This window comes from Arthrobacter sp. 9MFCol3.1, assembly GCF_000620385.1.
In the GTDB taxonomy this organism is placed as follows: Bacteria; Actinomycetota; Actinomycetes; order Actinomycetales; family Micrococcaceae; genus Arthrobacter.
Genome location: NZ_KK211131.1, coordinates 120,464 through 137,844 on the forward strand (window position 1 = coordinate 120,464; position 17,381 = coordinate 137,844).

Here is a 17,381-nt window from a genome sequence, read left to right on the forward strand (position 1 = left end):
CTAAGCGCCCCATCCGGCCTGGTGGCCGCCGACGCGGTCCTCGTTGATCTTCTTCTGGTACCCGCTGGCCTTGAAGGCGGCCATCGGGTCCGCGGGCAGGCCGCGGGATTCACGCCACTGCGCCAGGGCGGGGCGGACATCGGTGTAAAAGGCATCGTTAAAGATGCCGTTGGCGGCCAGGACGTCGCCGCTGCGCTGGGCCTCGGCCAGCGCGTCGGTGTCGATCAGCAGGGCGCGGGCGGTCATTTCCTGGACATTGAGCACGGACCGGATCTGGCCCGGGATCTTTTCCTCCAGGTTGTGGCACTGGTCCAGCATCAGTGCGACGCCGGACCCGTCACCGAAGCCGCCGCCGCGGATGACCTCGTGCATGATCCGGAAGAGCTGGAAGGGATCCGCCGCACCGACGATCAGGTCATCATCCGCGTAGAAGCGGGAGTTGAAGTCGAAGGAGCCGAGCTTGCCCAGGCGCAGCAACTGCATGACGATGAATTCGATGTTGGTACCGGGGGCGTGGTGGCCGGTGTCCAGGCAGACAAAGGCCTTCTCGCCCAAGGCCAGGGTCTGGGCGTAGGAGGTACCCCAGTCCGGAACATCTGTGTGATAGAACGCCGGCTCGAAGAACTTGTACTCCAGCACCAGGCGCTGCTTTTCGCCCAGGGCTGCGTAGATTTCCTGCAGCGACTCGGCCAGGCGGTCCTGCCGGCCGCGCATGTCGTCCTGGCCCGGGTAATTGGTGCCGTCCGCGAGCCAGATCTTCAGATCCCGCGAGCCCGTGGCGTTCATGATCTCAAGGCACTCAAGGTGGTGGTCGATCGCGCGGCGGCGGACGGCGGGGTTCGAGGACGTCAGGGAGCCGAACTTGTACTCGTCGTCCTGGAAGGTGTTGGAGTTGATGGTGCCGAGTCCCACGCCGAGCTCCGCCGCGTACTCCTTCAGGGCCGCGTAGTCATCCACCTTGTCCCAGGGGATGTGCAGCGCCACAGTGGGCGCCAGGCCGGTGAGTTCGTGGACTTTCGCGGCGTCGGCCAGCTTCTCGTGGACCGTGCGCGGGGTGCCGGGGGTGCCGAACACCTTGAAGCGGGTGCCGGAGTTGCCGTAGGCCCAGGACGGGACCTCGATGGCGAGTTCCCCGAGGCGGCCGAGGGCCGTTTCTGTGGTGTTCATGATTGTTCCTTTTGCGGTTGGTGGTTGTCCCCGGCGGCGTTGGCTGCGGACAACTGGTCCTCGAGATTGAAGATTTCGGTGAGCTGGAGGAAGCCCTGGTCCGGCGCTCCGGCGAGGTCGTCGAAGAAGCCGCCCATGTCGGCCTGCCAGCGGGCGTTGACGTCAGTGGCTGCCATCCGGGCCTGGGCTTCGGTCAGGCTGTCCGTTTCGAAATAGCCGATCAGGAGCCCGTCGGGCCGGAGGAAGAGCGAGTAGTTGTTCCAGCCCGAGGCCTTGAGGGCCCGGAGCATCTCCGGCCAGACGGCGGCGTGCCGGCGGGTGTACTCCCCGATCAGCGCGGGCTTGACCTGGAGCTGGAAGCAGACGCGTTGCGTGCTCATGAGAGCACCACGTGGCGGTGTTCGATGCCCAGCAGGGATGCTGCGGCCTTGATGTCGGCGGCGCGGTGGCCGACGCACAGGGCCCAGTGGTGGCCGATTCCGGTCTGGCTCCAGACGTCCACCCAGAGCCCGGGGTCCCCGCCGAAGTCCACCCGGGAGGTCGTGTTGCCGATCTGCAGGAGCGGGCCGGGAACCACCTCGCCTTCGGACGTGACGAACACGTAGCTTCCGTCCGGATCCTGGCCGAGGCCGAAGGTGGTGACGGGACCGTGGCGAACATCGAATTCGACCGAGACGCCCCAGCCGCGTTTGCCGTGGTAGATGCCGAGTCCGCGCAGGAGCGGGTCCTGGGCGGACACGGCGAGGTGGGCCGGGCCGTCGTGTCCCATTTCGACCACGTTGTCCAAAAAGTTCAGGGCCTGGATCTCGGTAAATGACCCCCCGGCGCCGATCGCCTGGGCCGCCAACATGGCAATGGAGGTCCGCAGCTCGAACTCGCCTGCCATCGGGATGCCCCGGGCCGTCAGGATGGAGGAGCCCAGTATCATCCCGGCGCCGAGCCGTTCGTGCTGTTCGCCCGCCAGTCCGCGGTGATAGTAGGCCACGGAGTCGAGGTCGAAGTCCTCCACCAGGCGGTCCAGGCCGACGGACACCTTCGCGCCCCACGCGAAGTCGTCGTCGTTCACGGAGTCATCCACAACGAAAAGTTCGCGGGCGAGCCCCAGCCGTTCGGTCACCTCTGCGTCCGTGACGGCGTTGACCCGTTCGCGGAGGTCGTCGAATTCCAGCACCTCCACGTGGGAGCCGAAGGTGGTGGACACGGTGGTGAGGTCGGTGGCGACGTCCAGCATGCCCGGATAGAGGTGGCCCATGAGCCCGTGCCGGGCGTTGCGGAGCCGGGCGCGGACGCCTGCGGCGTGGACCCACGCGGTGATCCGCTCCCAGGCGGACTCCTGCTTGAGGTGCCCCGAGACTGAGCGGAAGTCGATCCCGGCCCGGCGGAAGACGTTGGCGACCTCCGGCACCGGGCACTGGCCGCAGTAGGCCAGCCACTTGCCGGTGTCAAAGTTGGCGTGGTCCATCGCTTCGGTTGGCTGCAGGTCGATCACCAGGACGGGGGTCTTCGCGCGCTGGGCGATGGGCAGGACCATGGAGGACGTCAGGTACGTGGTGAGGAAGATGACGATGAGGTCGCAGTCGGCGACGCGGAGCTTTTCGCCGGCCGCTGCGGCTTCCTGCGCATCGGAGATGAAGCCGGTGTCGACGACGTCGGCGTCGAGCTCCTGGAAGCGGCCGGTGACATAGCTAACGGACTCCCGCAGCTGCGGCAGCAGCTCCGGGAACTGGGGCCAGTAGGCGCCGAGACCGCCGGAGACCAGCCCGATGCGGGTGGGGCGGCGCCGGTGCGGCTGCAGCAGCCGGTCTGCCTGTTGTTTCTGGTTCATGGGGGGCCTTCCGGGCATGAAATGGGGATCGGGGGCTCCGGAATGCGGTTTCCGGGCACGGCTGTGGAGAAGGCGCCGTGGGCCCGGTGCTGCGGCACCGGTGAAGTGGAACGGGGTGGGTGGAAGGGACGAGGTGCCGGGCGGGCTGTCGGCGGCCCGCCCGGCCGCTCGGGATGGGTCAGGAACGGATCAGAAGTTGTACTTGTCGATGTTCTCGGCGTTGAAGACCGTCGGCGGGCCGACGATCACCAGGCCGCCCTTTTCGACTTTGCGTTCGCCAAGCTCGCCGGCGGTGAAGGTATCCCCTTCGGCGCCGGTGATCTTGCCGTCCTGGAGGGCCTTGCCGGCGAACGCGGCAACGTAGCCAAGCTGTGCCGGATCCCAGAGGGCGAACTCCTTGACGGTGCCGTCCTTCACGAAGGGCCGCATTTCATTCGGGAGCCCCAGCCCGGTGAGGGCCACCTTGCCCTTGTACGCGGACGTTGAGAGGTACCGGGCGGTGGCGGCGATGCCCACGGTGGTCGGGGAGATGATGCCCTTCAGGTTCGGGTGGGCCTGCATGAGGCCCTGGGCTTCCTGGAAGGACTTGGTGTCGTTGTCATCGCCGTAGACCTTGGCCACAAGCTTGATGTCCTTGTACGCGGGATTGGAGGCGAGTTCCTCCTCCATGTACTTGATCCATTCGTTCTGGTTGGTGGCGTTGGCGGTGGCGGACAGGATGGCGATCTCGCCGCTGCCGCCGATCTGCTCGGAAATCAGCTTGGTCTGGATCAGGGCAACGTCCTTGGCGACGACCTGGCTGATGAAGACGTCGCGGCAGTCGGGGTTGGTGTCCGAGTCGAACGCGACGATCTTGGCGCCGGCGGAGCGGGCTTCGCCGAGGGCCGTGCAGACGGCGTCGGGGTCATTGGCGGCAATCGCGATCACATTCGTGCCGGCCTGCGTCTCGGCGTTGATGAACGAGACCTGGCTGGAGGCGGAGGCTTCCAGCGGTCCGACGACCTGTGAGGAGGCGAATCCTGCCTCGGTGGCGCCCTTCTTGCCGCCGCCGAGGACAACGTCCGTATAGGGGTTGTTCAGCTGCTTGGGGATGAAGGTGATCTTCTGGTCCCCGCCGCCTGCCGAGGGGCTGCTGGTATCGGTGGAGGATGCCGAGCCGCTGTTACAGGCTGTCAGCGCCAGTGCGGCCACGGCGGTGATGGCCACCATGCTTCCCAGTCGGCCGGTCCGGCCCTTGTTCTTGCGGTTCAACATCATTGTTCTTCCCTTTTCCTTCGTGCGGTCGGTACAGCCGGTCCCATTCGGGCGCGGTTTGTGGTGGTGTTGGTGGGCAAATTTCAGGTGGCCTTGCGGGTGAAACTTCGGCGGACGCGACGGGTGTGCCGCCATTGCTTGATGGCGGAGCCGATGCTCGGCGCCACCACGGAGAGGATCAGCAGCAGGCCGGTCACCGTGATGAGGACGACGTCGGACACCCGGGCCAGGCGAAGGGCGTAGTTGAGCGTCCCGATCAGCAGGACGCCGGCGATGACGCCGGGGATGGAGCCCTTGCCGCCGAAGATCGACACGCCGCCGAGCAGGACGGCTGCGATGACGGCCAGTTCCAGGCCGGAGGCGTTGTCGCTGCGGGCGCTCGTGTAGCGCAGCGTCCAGTAGATGCCGGCCAGGGCCGAGACGGCGCCGGATCCGACGTAGAGCCAGAACTTGCTGCGGGCCACGTTGATCCCGACGAAGCTGGCGGCTTCCTTGCTGTAGCCCATCGCGTAGAGGCCGCGTCCGAACGGCGTGAGGTGCAGCAGCACGCCGAAGAAGACCATCACCACGACGACGCCGATCATCACCGTGGGGATGCCGGTGCCGCCGAGTTTGGAGGTGAAGAATGCGGTCAGCGCCTTCGGGAAGTTGGCCACGGCGTTGTCGCCGATGATGACCAGGGCCAGGCCGCGGAACAGCGCCAGGGTGCCGATGGTCACGGCCAGGGAGGGCAGGCCCAAGACGGCGATCAGGAAGCCGTTGAACATGCCGGCGGTAATTCCGGCCAGCAGGCTGATTGCCAGGACCAGCCAGATGTCCATCCCTCCGGCCCAGAGGACGCCCATCAGGGCGCTGGTCAGGCCGGCGGTGCTGGCCACGGACAGGTCGATTTCGCCCGTGATGATGATCAGCGTCATCGGCATGGCAATCAGCAGGACAGGGATGACGTCCAGGAGCAGGAAGCCGGTGGTGACCGGCGAGGCGAAGCGCGGGATGGCGATGGCCGCGTAGATCAGGAATGCAACCAGGGCGTAGATGGTGATCGCGTCCCGGCCGGTCAGGATCCGTGCGGCGCCGGTCCGGCCCTTCGGCTCGCTGGCCAGCGGCTTGGTGCTGTCGGCCACGGGAGCCGGCGCCGTGCTGGTGGTGGACGTGGTTTCAGACATTGCGAGCCTCGCTAATCCGCAGTTTCTTGGCTGTGCGCAGGCTGGCCACGCGGTCGATGATGATGGCGGTGAGGATCAGCACGCCCACGATCGCCTGCTGCCAGAATTTGTCCACCCGCAGGGCGGTCAGGGAGCTGGTGATGGTGGTCAGGAGGACGGCGCCGAGGGCGGCCCCGGTCACCGATCCGCTGCCGCCGAAGATGGCCACGCCACCGACGACGGCGGCCGCCACGACGGTCAGTTCCATGCCGGTGCCGGTGGTGGCGCCCACGGAGTTGAAGCGGCTGGCGTAGAGCACGCCGGCCAGGCCTGCGAGCGCGCCGTTGGCCAGGAAGGCCAGGAACACGCGCTTGGAGACCTTGATGCCGAAGGCGGTGGCCGCGTCCGGGTCCGAGCCGATGGCGTACAGGTCACGGCCCGGGCGGGTGCCGGACATGTAGATGGCGACGGCGATCACGACGACGATGGCCAGCAGGGTGATGACGGGGAACCCCAGGAAGGTGTTCACCGAGAGGGCGCCGAACTCCTCCGGGCGGTCGCCGGCGAAGAACTGTTTGCCGCCGGCCCAGGCGTTGTTCAGGCCGCGGTACACGTAGAGCGTCCCGAGGGTGATGACCAGGGCGGGCACTTTGGCCAGGGTGACCAGGGCGCCGTTGATGGCGCCCAGCAACGCCCCGAAGGCCATGCCGATCGCAAAGACGGCGATGATCGGCACGTCGGGCACGGCCGCGAAGATGGAGCCGGTGCCGAAGGCGACCAGCCCCAGCATGGAGCCGACGGAGAGGTCGATGTTCCTGGTGATGATCAGCAGGGTCTGCCCCACCGCCAGAATCATGATGATGGTGGCGTTGAGCAGCAGGTCCTTCACGCCCTGCGCGGTGAGGAACAGCGGGTTGATCAGGTATGTGACGAGCACCAGAAGCGCCAGTGCGATCAGCACAGGGAGTTCGCGCATCCGCAGAACCGAGGCGACGGCGCTCCGGGCGCCGGCGGCGGGTGCCGGCGCCGGTGCGTTCTTGTGGTCCAGAGCTGAGCTCACAGGGTTCCTCCTGCGGAAGACGTGGCGGCGTGCATGACCGATTCGGGGTTCGCGTCGGCGCGGTCGAGTTCGGCGGTGATCCGGCCTTCGCGCATGACCAGGACGCGGTCCGCCATGCCCAGGACCTCGGGCAGTTCGGAGGAGATCATCAGGATCGCGATCCCACGCCCGGCGAGGTCCGAAATGAGCCGGTGGACCTCGCTCTTGGTGCCGACGTCGATGCCGCGGGTGGGCTCGTCGATGATCAGCAGCCGGGGGTCCGTGGCCAGCCATTTCGCGAGCACCACTTTTTGCTGGTTGCCGCCGGAGAGCGTGGAGACGGCGTATTCCTGCGAGCCGGTCTTCACCTGGAGCCGTTTGCTCCACTCCTGGGCGGCGCGCCGCTCGGCCGCCCCGTTGATCAGCCCCGCCGTCGTGTATTTGTTGCGCAGCGTGAGCGTGACGTTCCGGGCCACGGACAGGTCCATCACCAGGCCCTGCTTGCGGCGGTCCTCCGGGACGAAGCCCATGCCGGCGGTGATGGCCATCTGGGGATTGCGCGGCTTGAGCGTGCGTCCGTCGAAGGTGATGGCGCCTGCGTCGTAGGGGTCGATTCCGAACACGGCGCGGGCCACCTCGGTGCGGCCGGCGCCGACGAGGCCGGCCAGGGCAACGATCTCCCCGGCGCGGACCTCGAAGCTGATATCGCGGAACACTCCGGCGCGGCTGAGGCCGTCCACTTTCAGGACGACGCCGCCGATCTCGGCCGGGGTCTTGGGGAACAGGGCGCCAATGTCGCGGCCCACCATCTCGCGGACGATCTGCTCGACGGTGACGTCGGCCGTGCGGTGGGTGGAGATGTACCGGCCGTCCCGCATGACGGTAATGCGGTCGCACAGATCAAAGACCTCGTCGAAACGGTGCGAAATAAAGAGGATGCCGGTCCCGCGGTCCCGGAGGCTCCGGGCCACGGCAAAGAGCCGGTCCACCTCGACGCCGCTAAGGGCTGCCGTGGGCTCGTCCATCACCAGGACTTTGGCGTCCAGCGAAATGGCTTTGGCGATTTCAATGATCTGCTGGTCCGCGATGGACAGGCCCTCGGCGATGCGGGTCGGGTCGATCGGCACCCCAAGCCGCTCGAACAGCCTGTGCGCCTCCCTGACCATGGTCGCCTTGCTGATGAGCCCGAAGCGGCCCTTGGGCTGGCGGCCGATGAAAATGTTCTCCGCGACGCTCAGGTCCGGGAAGAGCGTCGGCTCCTGGTAGATGACGGAGATTCCGGCGTCCTTGCTCTCGGCAACGTTGCGGAACTGGACGGTGTGGCCAGCCACCTGGAAATCGCCGGAATCGGGGTGGTGCAGGCCGGCGAGGATTTTCACGAGCGTGGACTTGCCGGCGCCGTTCTCCCCGACCAGTGCGTGGATCTCGCCCGCCTCGATGTGGATGGTGCCGTCGGCCAAGGCGACCACCGGGCCAAAGGTCTTGGCTGCGTGGGAGAGCGAGAGAACCGGAACCTGCTCCCCCTCGGAGGGGCCGGACCGGGAACTGTGTGTCTGCTGCATAAAATTAACCGCACCTTTGGGGCTTAGTGAACTGTGCCTAGTGAACACGAAATGAATCGTTTCATAACGAGTTGTGATTTGAATCATAGGGTCTTCAAATCAACACGTCAACTGGCGTCAGGCGTTTCCGGCGCGGTTTTTGATTCGTTTCAATGAAAGGGTTCAAATCAGGCCCGAACGGGTATCCTGAGGACAGTAGTTCGCCAACGGGCGCCTGCCCCACAGGCTGCGGCGCCCACTTCAGGAGCACAGGAAAATGGTTTCAGCGAGCGTCAAAGACGTCGCGGCACTGGCCGGCGTCTCGGTGGGGACGGTCTCCAACGTGCTGAACCGGCCGCAGAAAGTTTCCGCGGAAGTCACCCTCAGGGTCCAGTCCGCCATCGACAAGCTCGGCTTCGTCAGGAACGACGCCGCGCGCCAGTTGCGCGCGGGCATGAGCCACAGCATCGGCCTGGTGGTCCTGGACGCCGCCAACCCCTTCTTCTCGGATCTGGCCAGGGGCGCGGAGGACCGCGCCGCCGCGGAGAACTTCACCGTCCTCGTCGGCAACAGCAACGAGGACGAGGGCCGGGAATCGGCCTATCTGGATCTCTTCGAGCAGCAGCGCGTGCGGGGCGTGCTGCTGTCCCCGGTAGGCAATGTGATTCCCCGGCTGGAGCAGCTCCGGCGCCGGGGCATCCCGACGGTGCTCGTAGACCGGCAGACCGAGAACAAGAGCTTCTCCTCCGTGGCCGTGGATGACCTGGCGGGCGGGGAGATGGCTGCGACCCACCTGTTGTCGCTGGGCCGGCGGCGGATCGCGTTCGTCGGCGGCCCGGCCAGCATCCGTCAGGTCGCGGACCGTTTGGCAGGGGCGCGGAAGGCCATCGATGCCGTTGCGGGTGCAACCCTCGAGGTCATCGCCACCGAATCCCTGACCGTGCTTTCGGGCCGGGCGGCCGGCGAGTCCATCCGGTCCCGCCCGGAAGCCGAACGCCCGGATGCGATATTTGCGGCCAACGACCTCCTTGCCGTGGGTGCCCTGCAGGGGCTGATGCTCATGGGCGGCGTCAAAGTGCCGCAGGAGATTGCGCTGATCGGCTACGACGACATCGAGTTCGCCGCCGCCGCCGTCGTACCGCTGTCCTCGATCCGGCAGCCCAGCGCCCTCATCGGCTCCACCGCCCTGGAACTGCTGCTCCGGGAAGCGGAGTCCGAGGATGGCTTTGCACCCAGCCAGGTGGTCTTCCCGCCCGAATTGATAGTGAGGGCCTCCACGCAGGGTTGACAAGCAGGGCTGAAAGGAGGCCCCGATGGGCAGCACAGATTACGAGTTCCGGACCGTCTGGCGGGTGGCGGGAACGCCGGAAGTGGTCGCGGCCGCCCTGGGCGACGCCACCACCCTGCCCCGGTGGTGGCCGTCCGTCTACCTCAGCGCCGAGCCGGTGGCCGGCGGCCCCGAACCCCTGCCCGGCATTCCGCGCCCCACGCGTCTGCACACGAAAGGCTGGCTGCCCTATACGCTCCGCTGGACCCTGACGGTCACGGAGCCAATCACGCCCCGCGGCTTCGCCCTCACCGCGGCCGGCGACCTCCACGGCACCGGCCGCTGGACCTTTGAAGCGGACGGACCGGAAACGGTCATCACCTACGACTGGCACGTCCGTGCCGCGAAGCCCCTGCTGCGGCGGCTGAGCTGGCTGCTGAAGCCGGCCTTCGCCGCTAACCACCGCTGGGCGATGGCCCGCGGCCAGGAGAGCCTCGCCCTGGAGCTGCGCCGCCGCCGCGCGACAGCGCAGAGCACCACGGGGAGCACCGCGGGGCGCACGGCGCCCGGGGCGCCGGCTGTTCCACCGCCGCCGCCGCCCACCTTTGCCTGGCTGACCCGGCGCGCAGCCCGCACAGATACGTAGCCGGCCGCATAGCGTCCGGACGCCTGCCCGGGCTCTCCGCCCTTGGACTTGTGCACAACGGGACGGGGGTGACTCATACAATCGACCATTGAGGCCAGAGGGCATTCCACGGTTAGCTAAGTCACATCCTCGTTTCCCGTGACCGTTCAGGACTCCTCATGACCTTGCAGAAAAACCGGCCTTCCGGCAGCACCACCCACTGGGACGACGTCGAGATCGGCGACGCCGTCCACCTCCACCGGGGCGGACGCCTTGAGCACGCGGGCCTCGTCGACAACCGCACGCCCGACGGCGACGTCGTATGGGTGCTCTCCGACGGCGGGCACCGGCAGCTGTTCCACGTTGCCGACGGCTTCGAACTGAGCGTGGCAGACCCCGAAGGAGCCGGCCATGCTGGCAACTGACCGGCCGACGGCCCTGGCGCGGCAGCCGGAAATCCTGTCCGGCTCCGCAGCCGGGACGGACCCCTGGGCCACTTCCTGCCCCGACGACTGCCACTACTGCTCGGGACCCGAGACCGACTAAGGCAGCGGCCCCCGGCTCCGGGAAACAGCACGCAACGCAGTTGACCTCGGCCAATGCCGGGGAAATCACAATCCGGACATCAATCGGGCTCCGCCGCAGTGGCATCGTTGACTAAGGCAACGGCGGGCATAATGGTTGAGCCATGAGGTCTCAGCGAATGAAGCACGCACTGGTTGTGACAACGGCTGCCGCGGCGGCCCTCCTTCTCAGCGGCTGCGGGGGCAGCTCGACGCAGGCCCAGTCGGCCACGTCCCCGCCCAGCCCGTCTGCCACCGAAACAAGCCAGCCGCCCGCGACGTCTGACGCCGCGCCGGAATCCCCTGCGGCCGCCGCACCGTCCACCGCCAAGGGCGGCCCCGAGCTGTGCAAGGCCGCAAGCCTGACCGGCACCACCGACGCCACGGGCGGCGGCGCGGCCGGCAGCATTTACATGCAGCTGATCCTGACCAACTCCGGCACCGAACCGTGCCTGCTGAAGGGCTTCGCGGGCGTCTCCCTCACAGCAGGGGCCGACGGTGAGCCGATCGGCGCCGCCGCCACCCGCGACGATTCGGGCCCGGTCACCGACGTCACGCTTGCCCCGGGTAAGGCCGGCACTGCCACCCTGCGCTACACCCAGGCCGCCAACTACCCGGACTGCACCCAGACGCCGGCGGCAGGACTCCGGGTCTACCCGCCCAACGACACCGCGTCGCTGTTCATCCCGCAGCCACTGGACGCCTGCACGAACACAGAGATCAACCTGCTGACCATCGGCGCCTTCCAGCCCAAGTAACGCCGGTCCCGGCGTCTCTGCTCAAGCGTCTGCGCGCCCGTCCGTCCCGGGACACCTGGCCCCTACGGGACCCGCCGGGGCCCGCCGGGGCCGAGGATGGGGCCCGGCTAATACTGTCGGCGGGGTAGGGCATGATGGAGGAATGAAGGGGCAGGAGCTCGCCGGAGGCACACTCGCGGCCGACGCCATGGACCGGTTCAGCCGGCCGACCCGGGACTGGTTCCTGGGCGCTTTTTCCGCGCCCACCCCGGCCCAGAACGGCGCCTGGAATGCCATCTCCTCCGGGGCGCACGCCCTGGTCGTCGCACCTACGGGCTCCGGCAAGACGCTCGCCGCGTTCCTCTGGGCGCTGGACCGGCTGCTCGTCTCCGCCCCCGCAGAGCCCGAGGCCCTGCCCGGTCTGGACCCGGCGGCCAAGGGCGGGCGCCGGAAAACTGCCCAGGGCAAGACGCCAAAGCGCAAGACCCGGGTGCTGTACATTTCCCCGCTCAAGGCTCTCGGCGTCGACGTCGAACGCAACCTCCGCGCGCCGCTGATCGGCATCACGCAGACCGCCAAGCGCCTGGACCTGCCGGCCCCGCTCATCACCGTGGGCGTCCGGTCCGGGGACACGACGGCGTCCGACCGCCGCTCGCTGCTCAGCCACCCGCCCGATATCCTCATCACCACCCCGGAATCGCTCTTCCTGATGCTGACGTCCAAGGCCCGCGAGACGCTCAGCGAGGTGGACACGATCATTGTCGACGAGGTCCACGCCGTCGCCGGCACCAAGCGCGGCGCGCATCTGGCGGTGTCGCTGGAACGGCTGGACGCACTGCTGCCCAAGCCCGCCCAGCGGATCGGGCTGTCGGCCACCGTGGAACCCAAGGAGCTGGTGGCGCAGTTCCTCGCCGGTTCGGCGCCGGTGGAAATTGTCGCCCCACCGTCACGGAAGAACTGGGACCTGACCGTCTCCGTCCCGGTGGAGGACATGTCCGATCTCCAGGGGGCCGCCGGGGCCTTCGACTCCGGCCCGGCCTCCGGGCTGCAGCCGCAGGCCTCCATCTGGCCTCATGTGGAGGAAAAGATCGTGGACCTGGTGCTCGCCAACCAGTCCACCATCGTGTTCGCGAATTCCCGCCGCCTCGCCGAACGGCTGACCGCCCGGCTCAATGAGATCTACGCCGAACGCCAGCTCCTGGCAGCCGGCGGCGGCTGGACGGACTTTGGCGCCGGCGCCCCGGACTTCAACGCCGTGCCGCATGCCGTGCCGAATGCCGTGCCATCCGGCGGCGCTGCCGCGCCATCCGGCGTCGGCGTGCCGTCCGGCGGCGCTGCCGCGCAGCCCACATCCACCGCCACGCCGGCGCACATGATGGCCCAGGCCGGGAGCACCGCCGGCGCCGATCCCGTGCTGGCCCGCGCCCACCACGGCTCCGTGTCCAAGGACCAGCGCGCCCTGATCGAGGACGACCTGAAATCCGGGCGGCTGCGCTGCGTCGTGGCCACGTCCTCACTCGAGCTTGGCATCGACATGGGTGCCGTGGATCTCGTCGTGCAGGTCGAATCGCCGCCCTCGGTGGCCAGCGGCCTGCAGCGGGTGGGCCGTGCCGGCCACCAGGTCGGCGAAATCTCCCAGGGCGTCCTGTTCCCGAAGCACCGGGCAGACCTCGTCCACACGGCCATCACTGTGGAGCGGATGCTCGCGGGCAAGATCGAACGGCTCAGCGTACCGGCCAACCCGCTGGACATCCTGGCCCAGCAGACCGTCGCCGCCACCGCCCTGGGCGCCATCGACGTGGAGGACTGGTTCAGCACGGTCCGGCGGTCGGCGCCGTTCGCCTCGCTCCCCCGCTCCGCGTTCGAGGCCACCCTGGACCTGCTGGCCGGGCGGTACCCCTCGGACGAATTCGCCGAACTGCGCCCCCGGGTCATCTGGGACCGGAACGCCGGGACCATCGAGGGCAGGCCCGGCGCGCAGCGGCTCGCCGTCACTTCCGGCGGCACCATCCCGGACCGCGGACTGTTCGGCGTCTACATCATCGGCACCGAAGTCGAGGGCACCGGCGGTGGCGGCTCCTCCGGCGGTGCCAGTGCGGACGGCAGGGCAGCCAGCCCGGCCGCCGCCGCGGCCAAGGGCGGGCGCCGGGTGGGCGAACTCGACGAGGAAATGGTCTATGAATCCCGGGTTGGCGACGTCTTCGCCCTCGGCGCCACCAGCTGGAAGATCGAGGACATCACGCACGACCGTGTCCTGGTCTCGCCGGCGTTCGGCCAGCCCGGCAAGCTCCCCTTCTGGAAGGGCGACTCCCTGGGCCGGCCGGTGGACCTGGGCCGCGCCCTCGGCGCGTTCATGCGCGAACTGGCGGCGTCCGACGTCGGGCCGGCAACCGAGCGGTGCAAGGCCAGCGGACTGGACGACTACGCCGCGAACAACCTGATCCAGTACCTCGCCGAACAACGGCTCGCCACCGAGGTGGTCCCCAGCGACACCACCCTCGTGGTGGAGCGCTTCCACGACGAGCTCGGCGACTGGCGCGTGGTGCTGCACAGCCCCTTCGGCATGCCCGTGCACGCACCATGGGCCCTGGCCGTGGGCCAGCGCCTGCAGCAGCGCTACGGGATGGACGGCTCGGCCATGGCCGCCGACGACGGCATCGTGCTGCGCGTGCCCATGATGGAGGATGAGCCGCCGGGCGCCGAGCTGTTCCTGTTTGACCCGGAGGAAATCGAGCAGATCGTGACGGCGGAGGTCGGCGGCAGCGCCCTGTTCGCCTCCCGGTTCCGCGAGTGCGCAGCCCGCGCGTTGCTGCTGCCCCGGCAGAATCCCGGCAAGCGGCAGCCCTTGTGGCAGCAGCGGCAGCGCTCGGCCCAGCTGCTGGATGTTGCCCGGAAGTACCCGACGTTCCCGATTGTCCTCGAGACGGTCCGCGAGTGCCTGCAGGATGTCTACGACCTGCCGGCGCTGAAGGACATCGCCGCGTCGGTGGAGCGCCGCGAGCTCAGGATCGTCCAGACCACCACCCAGCAGCCCTCCCCGTTCGCGAAGTCCCTGCTCTTCGGCTACGTGGCCCAGTTCCTCTACGAAGGCGACTCTCCGCTGGCGGAGCGCCGGGCCGCCGCCCTGGCCCTCGATTCCACCCTGCTCAATGAGCTCATGGGCCGCGTGGAACTGCGCGAACTACTGGACGTGAAGGTCATCGAGGCCACCGAGCGCGAACTGCAACGGCTGGCCCGCGACCGCCAGGTGCGCGGGCTGGAAGGCGTCGCGGACCTCCTGCGCCTCCTGGGACCGCTCGCGCCGGACGAGGTCGCCGCCCGCCTGGAGCCGGCGGCGGGCCCGGCCCAGACAAGCGAAACCGCAGAGACCGCTGAGACCGCCCAAGGGAGCCTGCCCGTCGAAACCCCGGCGACGGAGGCCGACGCCGCCGCCCACCTCACCGCGCTGCAGCGGGCCAACCGGGCGATCAAGGTCAACATCGGCGGCGTCGAACGGTTCGCGGCCGTCGAGGATGCCGCCCGGCTCCGGGATGCCCTCGGCGTACCGTTGCCCATGGGTGTGCCGCTGGCCTTCATCGAACCGGTCGCGGACCCCCTCGGCGACCTCGTCTCGCGCTACGCCCGCACACACGGGCCCTTCACCGCCGCCGAGGCCGCGGCGCGGCTGGGACTCGGCGTCGCCGTCGTCGGCACGGCACTGAAGCGGCTGGCCGCGGACGGCCGCGTGGTGGAAGGAGAGTTCCGCCCGCACGCTGCGCCGCCGGCAGTCACGGCGGGCAGCCCGGCAGCCGGCGTTGAAGAATCCGGTGTTGAAGAGGCCGGTGTTGAAGAACCCGGCGAGGAGGCGTTCCAGCCCGCTGTTTTGCCTGTCGTTCTGCCTGTCGTTTTGCCTTCGGCCGCCGTGAGCGAATGGTGCGACGCCGAGGTCCTCCGCAAGCTGCGCCGCCGCTCGCTCGCCGCGCTCCGCGCCGAAGTCGAGCCGGTGGACGCCGCCGCGTACGGCCGGTTCCTACCCGCCTGGCAGAACGTGCGGACCTCGGGCGGCCGCGGGCAGTCCGCGCTCCGCGGCCTGGACGGCATCATCACGGCCATCGACCAGCTCTCCGGCGTGCCCATTCCGGCCTCGGCATGGGAGCCGCTTGTCCTGGCCAGCCGCGTCTCCAATTACCAGCCGGCCATGCTGGACGAGCTCATGGCCGCCGGCGAGGTCCTCTGGTCCGGTGCCGGCTCGCTACCCGGCAACGACGGCTGGGTGAGCCTGCACCTCGCCGATTCGGCCGAACTGACGCTGAACCCGTCCATCGACTTCGAACCCGGCGACGCGCAGCGACGGCTCCTCGAGCACCTGCAGAACAACGGCGGCGGCTACTTCTTCCGGCAGCTGACCGAGGTTGCCGGTGGCATGGATTCGGTGCTGAGCGACCAGGATGTGGTGGCCGCGCTCTGGGATCTCGCCTGGGCGGGCCGGATTACCGGCGACACGTTTGCCCCCGTCAGGGCCCTGATCGCCGGCGGCCACACCGCGCACCGGCAGGTGGGGCGCGCCCCTCGGGCCCGCGCGCCGCGGCTCAGCCGGCTCGGACGGGCGCACGGCACCGGCCTGCTCGGATCACCGGGACTCACCGGCGGCCGGTATGGATCCGTGACCGGCACCGCGCCCGCTCCCCCGCTCGCCGCGGGGCGCTGGTCCGCGCTGCCGGCCCCGGAGCTCGATCCCACCATCCACGCCCGGGCCACCGCGGAGCTGCTCCTGGACCGCTACGGCGTAGTCACCCGCGGCTCGGTCATGGCAGAAAACATCCTCGGCGGCTTCGGCCTCATGTACAAGGTCCTGGCCCGGCTCGAGGAAGCCGGACGCTGCCGCCGCGGCTACTTCATCGAACACCTCGGCGCGGCGCAGTTCGCCGTCCCGGCCACGGTGGACCGGCTGCGGTCCTACGTCGAGGACGCCGAGCTGCACAAGGCCGAGCCGGTGGCCCTGGCCCTCGCCGCCACCGACCCTGCCAACCCGTACGGCGCCGCGCTGCCGTGGCCTGCGCTCAACGTCGACGCCGGCACCGGCCACCGCCCGGGCCGGAAGGCCGGGGCCCTCGTGGTCCTGGTCGACGGCGCCCTGGCGCTGTACGTCGAGCGCGGCGGCAAGACCCTGCTCGCGTTCAGCGACGACCCCGAAATCCTGGCCGCGGGCGGTTCGGCCCTGGTGGGCGTGGTGACCCGCGGCGCGGTGGACAAACTGATCATGGAAAAGGTCAACGGCCACGGCATCCTGGACACCCCGGTGGCGGCCGCCCTCGCCCAGGCCGGAGCCTATTCCACTCCAAAGGGACTGAGGATCCGTGCCTGAGGGCGATTCGGTCTTCCGCGCCGCCGCCCAGCTGCACGCAGCACTGGCCGGGAAGGAACTGGTCTCGTCCGACTTCCGGGTCCCGCGCTTCGCCACCCTGAAGCTCGGCGGCTGGACCGTGGCCGAGGTGGTGCCCCGCGGCAAGCACCTGCTGATGCGGGTCCAGGGCCCGACGCCGAGAGACCGGCTCACCATCCATTCGCACCTGAAGATGGAGGGCAGCTGGCAGGTCTACCCGCCCGGGGGCCGCTGGCGGAAGCCCGGCTTCACGGCCCGCTGTGTGCTGCGCACCGCCACGGCCGACGCCGTCGGGTTCTCCCTGGGCATCCTTGAGGTGGTCCGGACCGACCAGGAGGACACCATTGTGGGGCACCTCGGCCCGGACCTGCTGGGCCCGGACTGGGATGCTGCCGAGGCCGAACGCCGGCTGCTCGCGGCCCCGGACGTTCCGATCGGCGTGGCCCTGCTGGACCAGAGCAAGCTGGCGGGCATCGGAAACATCTACCGGTGCGAGGCCTGCTTCCTCGCGGGGGTCCATCCGGCGTCGCCCGTCTCGGCGGTGCAGGATCTGGCCGCCATCATCACCGACGCCCAGGTCCTGCTCTCCGCCAACCTCGGGCCGGGCCGCCGGACCACCGTGCTGAACGCGCGCGGCGTGCCGGTGGGCCGCACCGCCGGGCGCCCCGGTTACTGGGTTTACCGCCGCGAGCACCAGCCGTGCCTCAAGTGCGGCGCCCCGATCCGCCGCGGGGTCCTTGGCAAGGACAACGGCGCCGGCACGTTCACCGAGGAACGGGACATCTACTACTGCCCCACCTGCCAGCCCCTGCTGGGCCCGGGAACAGAAGGCGCTAGCTGACCGGGCCCGCTGGAA

14 protein-coding genes are annotated in these 17,381 nt (G+C 69.1%); 7 read left to right on the plus strand and 7 right to left on the minus strand.

Translation table 11 applies throughout. The features are described from left to right. From rhaI to C560_RS0118005, 7 genes are all read right to left on the minus strand, one after another. A complete protein-coding gene (gene rhaI, locus C560_RS0117975) occupies positions 1-1,167 on the minus strand; it encodes an L-rhamnose isomerase (RefSeq protein WP_026539232.1) in 1,167 nt (388 codons plus the stop codon). Then, the gene (locus tag C560_RS0117980) at positions 1,164-1,547 is read right to left on the minus strand and encodes an L-rhamnose mutarotase (RefSeq protein ID WP_026539233.1); all 384 of its coding nucleotides are present in this window, start codon (positions 1,545-1,547) and stop codon (positions 1,164-1,166) included. The genes rhaI and C560_RS0117980 overlap by 4 nt, the downstream gene beginning before the upstream one ends. Further along, complete coding sequence (locus tag C560_RS0117985) at positions 1,544-2,992, minus strand: L-fucose/L-arabinose isomerase family protein (protein ID WP_026539234.1); 1,449 nt, start codon at positions 2,990-2,992, stop codon at positions 1,544-1,546. Before C560_RS0117985 ends, C560_RS0117980 begins: the two co-directional genes overlap by 4 nt. A 189-nt stretch (positions 2,993-3,181) precedes the next feature. Then, on the minus strand, positions 3,182-4,249 hold the full coding sequence (gene rhaS / locus C560_RS0117990) for a rhamnose ABC transporter substrate-binding protein (protein ID WP_081801757.1): 1,068 nt from the start codon (positions 4,247-4,249) through the stop codon (positions 3,182-3,184). Between the two features lie 80 nt (positions 4,250-4,329). After that, positions 4,330-5,412 (minus strand): ABC transporter permease, encoded by a 1,083-nt coding sequence (locus C560_RS0117995; protein ID WP_026539236.1) that lies wholly within the window; start codon positions 5,410-5,412, stop codon positions 4,330-4,332. Continuing rightward, a complete protein-coding gene (locus C560_RS0118000) occupies positions 5,405-6,451 on the minus strand; it encodes an ABC transporter permease (protein ID WP_018774295.1) in 1,047 nt (348 codons plus the stop codon). Before C560_RS0118000 ends, C560_RS0117995 begins: the two co-directional genes overlap by 8 nt. Then, positions 6,448-7,992: a sugar ABC transporter ATP-binding protein gene (locus C560_RS0118005; RefSeq protein WP_026539237.1), complete on the minus strand. Its 1,545-nt coding sequence runs from the start codon at positions 7,990-7,992 to the stop codon at positions 6,448-6,450. The genes C560_RS0118000 and C560_RS0118005 overlap by 4 nt, the downstream gene beginning before the upstream one ends. Positions 7,993-8,248: 256 nt before the next feature. On the opposite strand from C560_RS0118005, the gene C560_RS0118010 reads away from it, so the two are divergent. The 7 genes from C560_RS0118010 (at position 8,249) to C560_RS0118040 (ending at position 17,366) form a co-directional block, all read left to right on the plus strand. After that, positions 8,249-9,259: a LacI family DNA-binding transcriptional regulator gene (locus C560_RS0118010; protein ID WP_026539238.1), complete on the plus strand. Its 1,011-nt coding sequence runs from the start codon at positions 8,249-8,251 to the stop codon at positions 9,257-9,259. A gap of 25 nt (positions 9,260-9,284) precedes the next feature. Continuing rightward, positions 9,285-9,884, plus strand: a complete 600-nt coding sequence (locus tag C560_RS22360; RefSeq protein WP_043423399.1) for an SRPBCC family protein — start codon at positions 9,285-9,287, stop codon at positions 9,882-9,884. A 158-nt stretch (positions 9,885-10,042) separates the two neighbouring features. After that, complete coding sequence (locus C560_RS0118020) at positions 10,043-10,288, plus strand: hypothetical protein (RefSeq protein ID WP_026539239.1); 246 nt, start codon at positions 10,043-10,045, stop codon at positions 10,286-10,288. Next, positions 10,275-10,409, plus strand: a complete 135-nt coding sequence (locus C560_RS23975) for a hypothetical protein (protein WP_269320035.1) — start codon at positions 10,275-10,277, stop codon at positions 10,407-10,409. Before C560_RS0118020 ends, C560_RS23975 begins: the two co-directional genes overlap by 14 nt. Before the next feature lie 142 nt (positions 10,410-10,551). After that, complete coding sequence (locus tag C560_RS23660; RefSeq protein WP_026539240.1) at positions 10,552-11,184, plus strand: DUF4232 domain-containing protein; 633 nt, start codon at positions 10,552-10,554, stop codon at positions 11,182-11,184. Positions 11,185-11,326: 142 nt separating this feature from the next. Then, positions 11,327-16,507, plus strand: a complete 5,181-nt coding sequence (locus C560_RS0118035) for an Lhr family ATP-dependent helicase (RefSeq protein WP_026539241.1) — start codon at positions 11,327-11,329, stop codon at positions 16,505-16,507. Further along, positions 16,500-17,366, plus strand: coding sequence for a DNA-formamidopyrimidine glycosylase family protein (locus C560_RS0118040; RefSeq protein ID WP_026539242.1), 867 nt, complete (start codon positions 16,500-16,502; stop codon positions 17,364-17,366). The genes C560_RS0118035 and C560_RS0118040 overlap by 8 nt, the downstream gene beginning before the upstream one ends. The last annotated feature ends 15 nt before the right edge of the window (positions 17,367-17,381 follow it).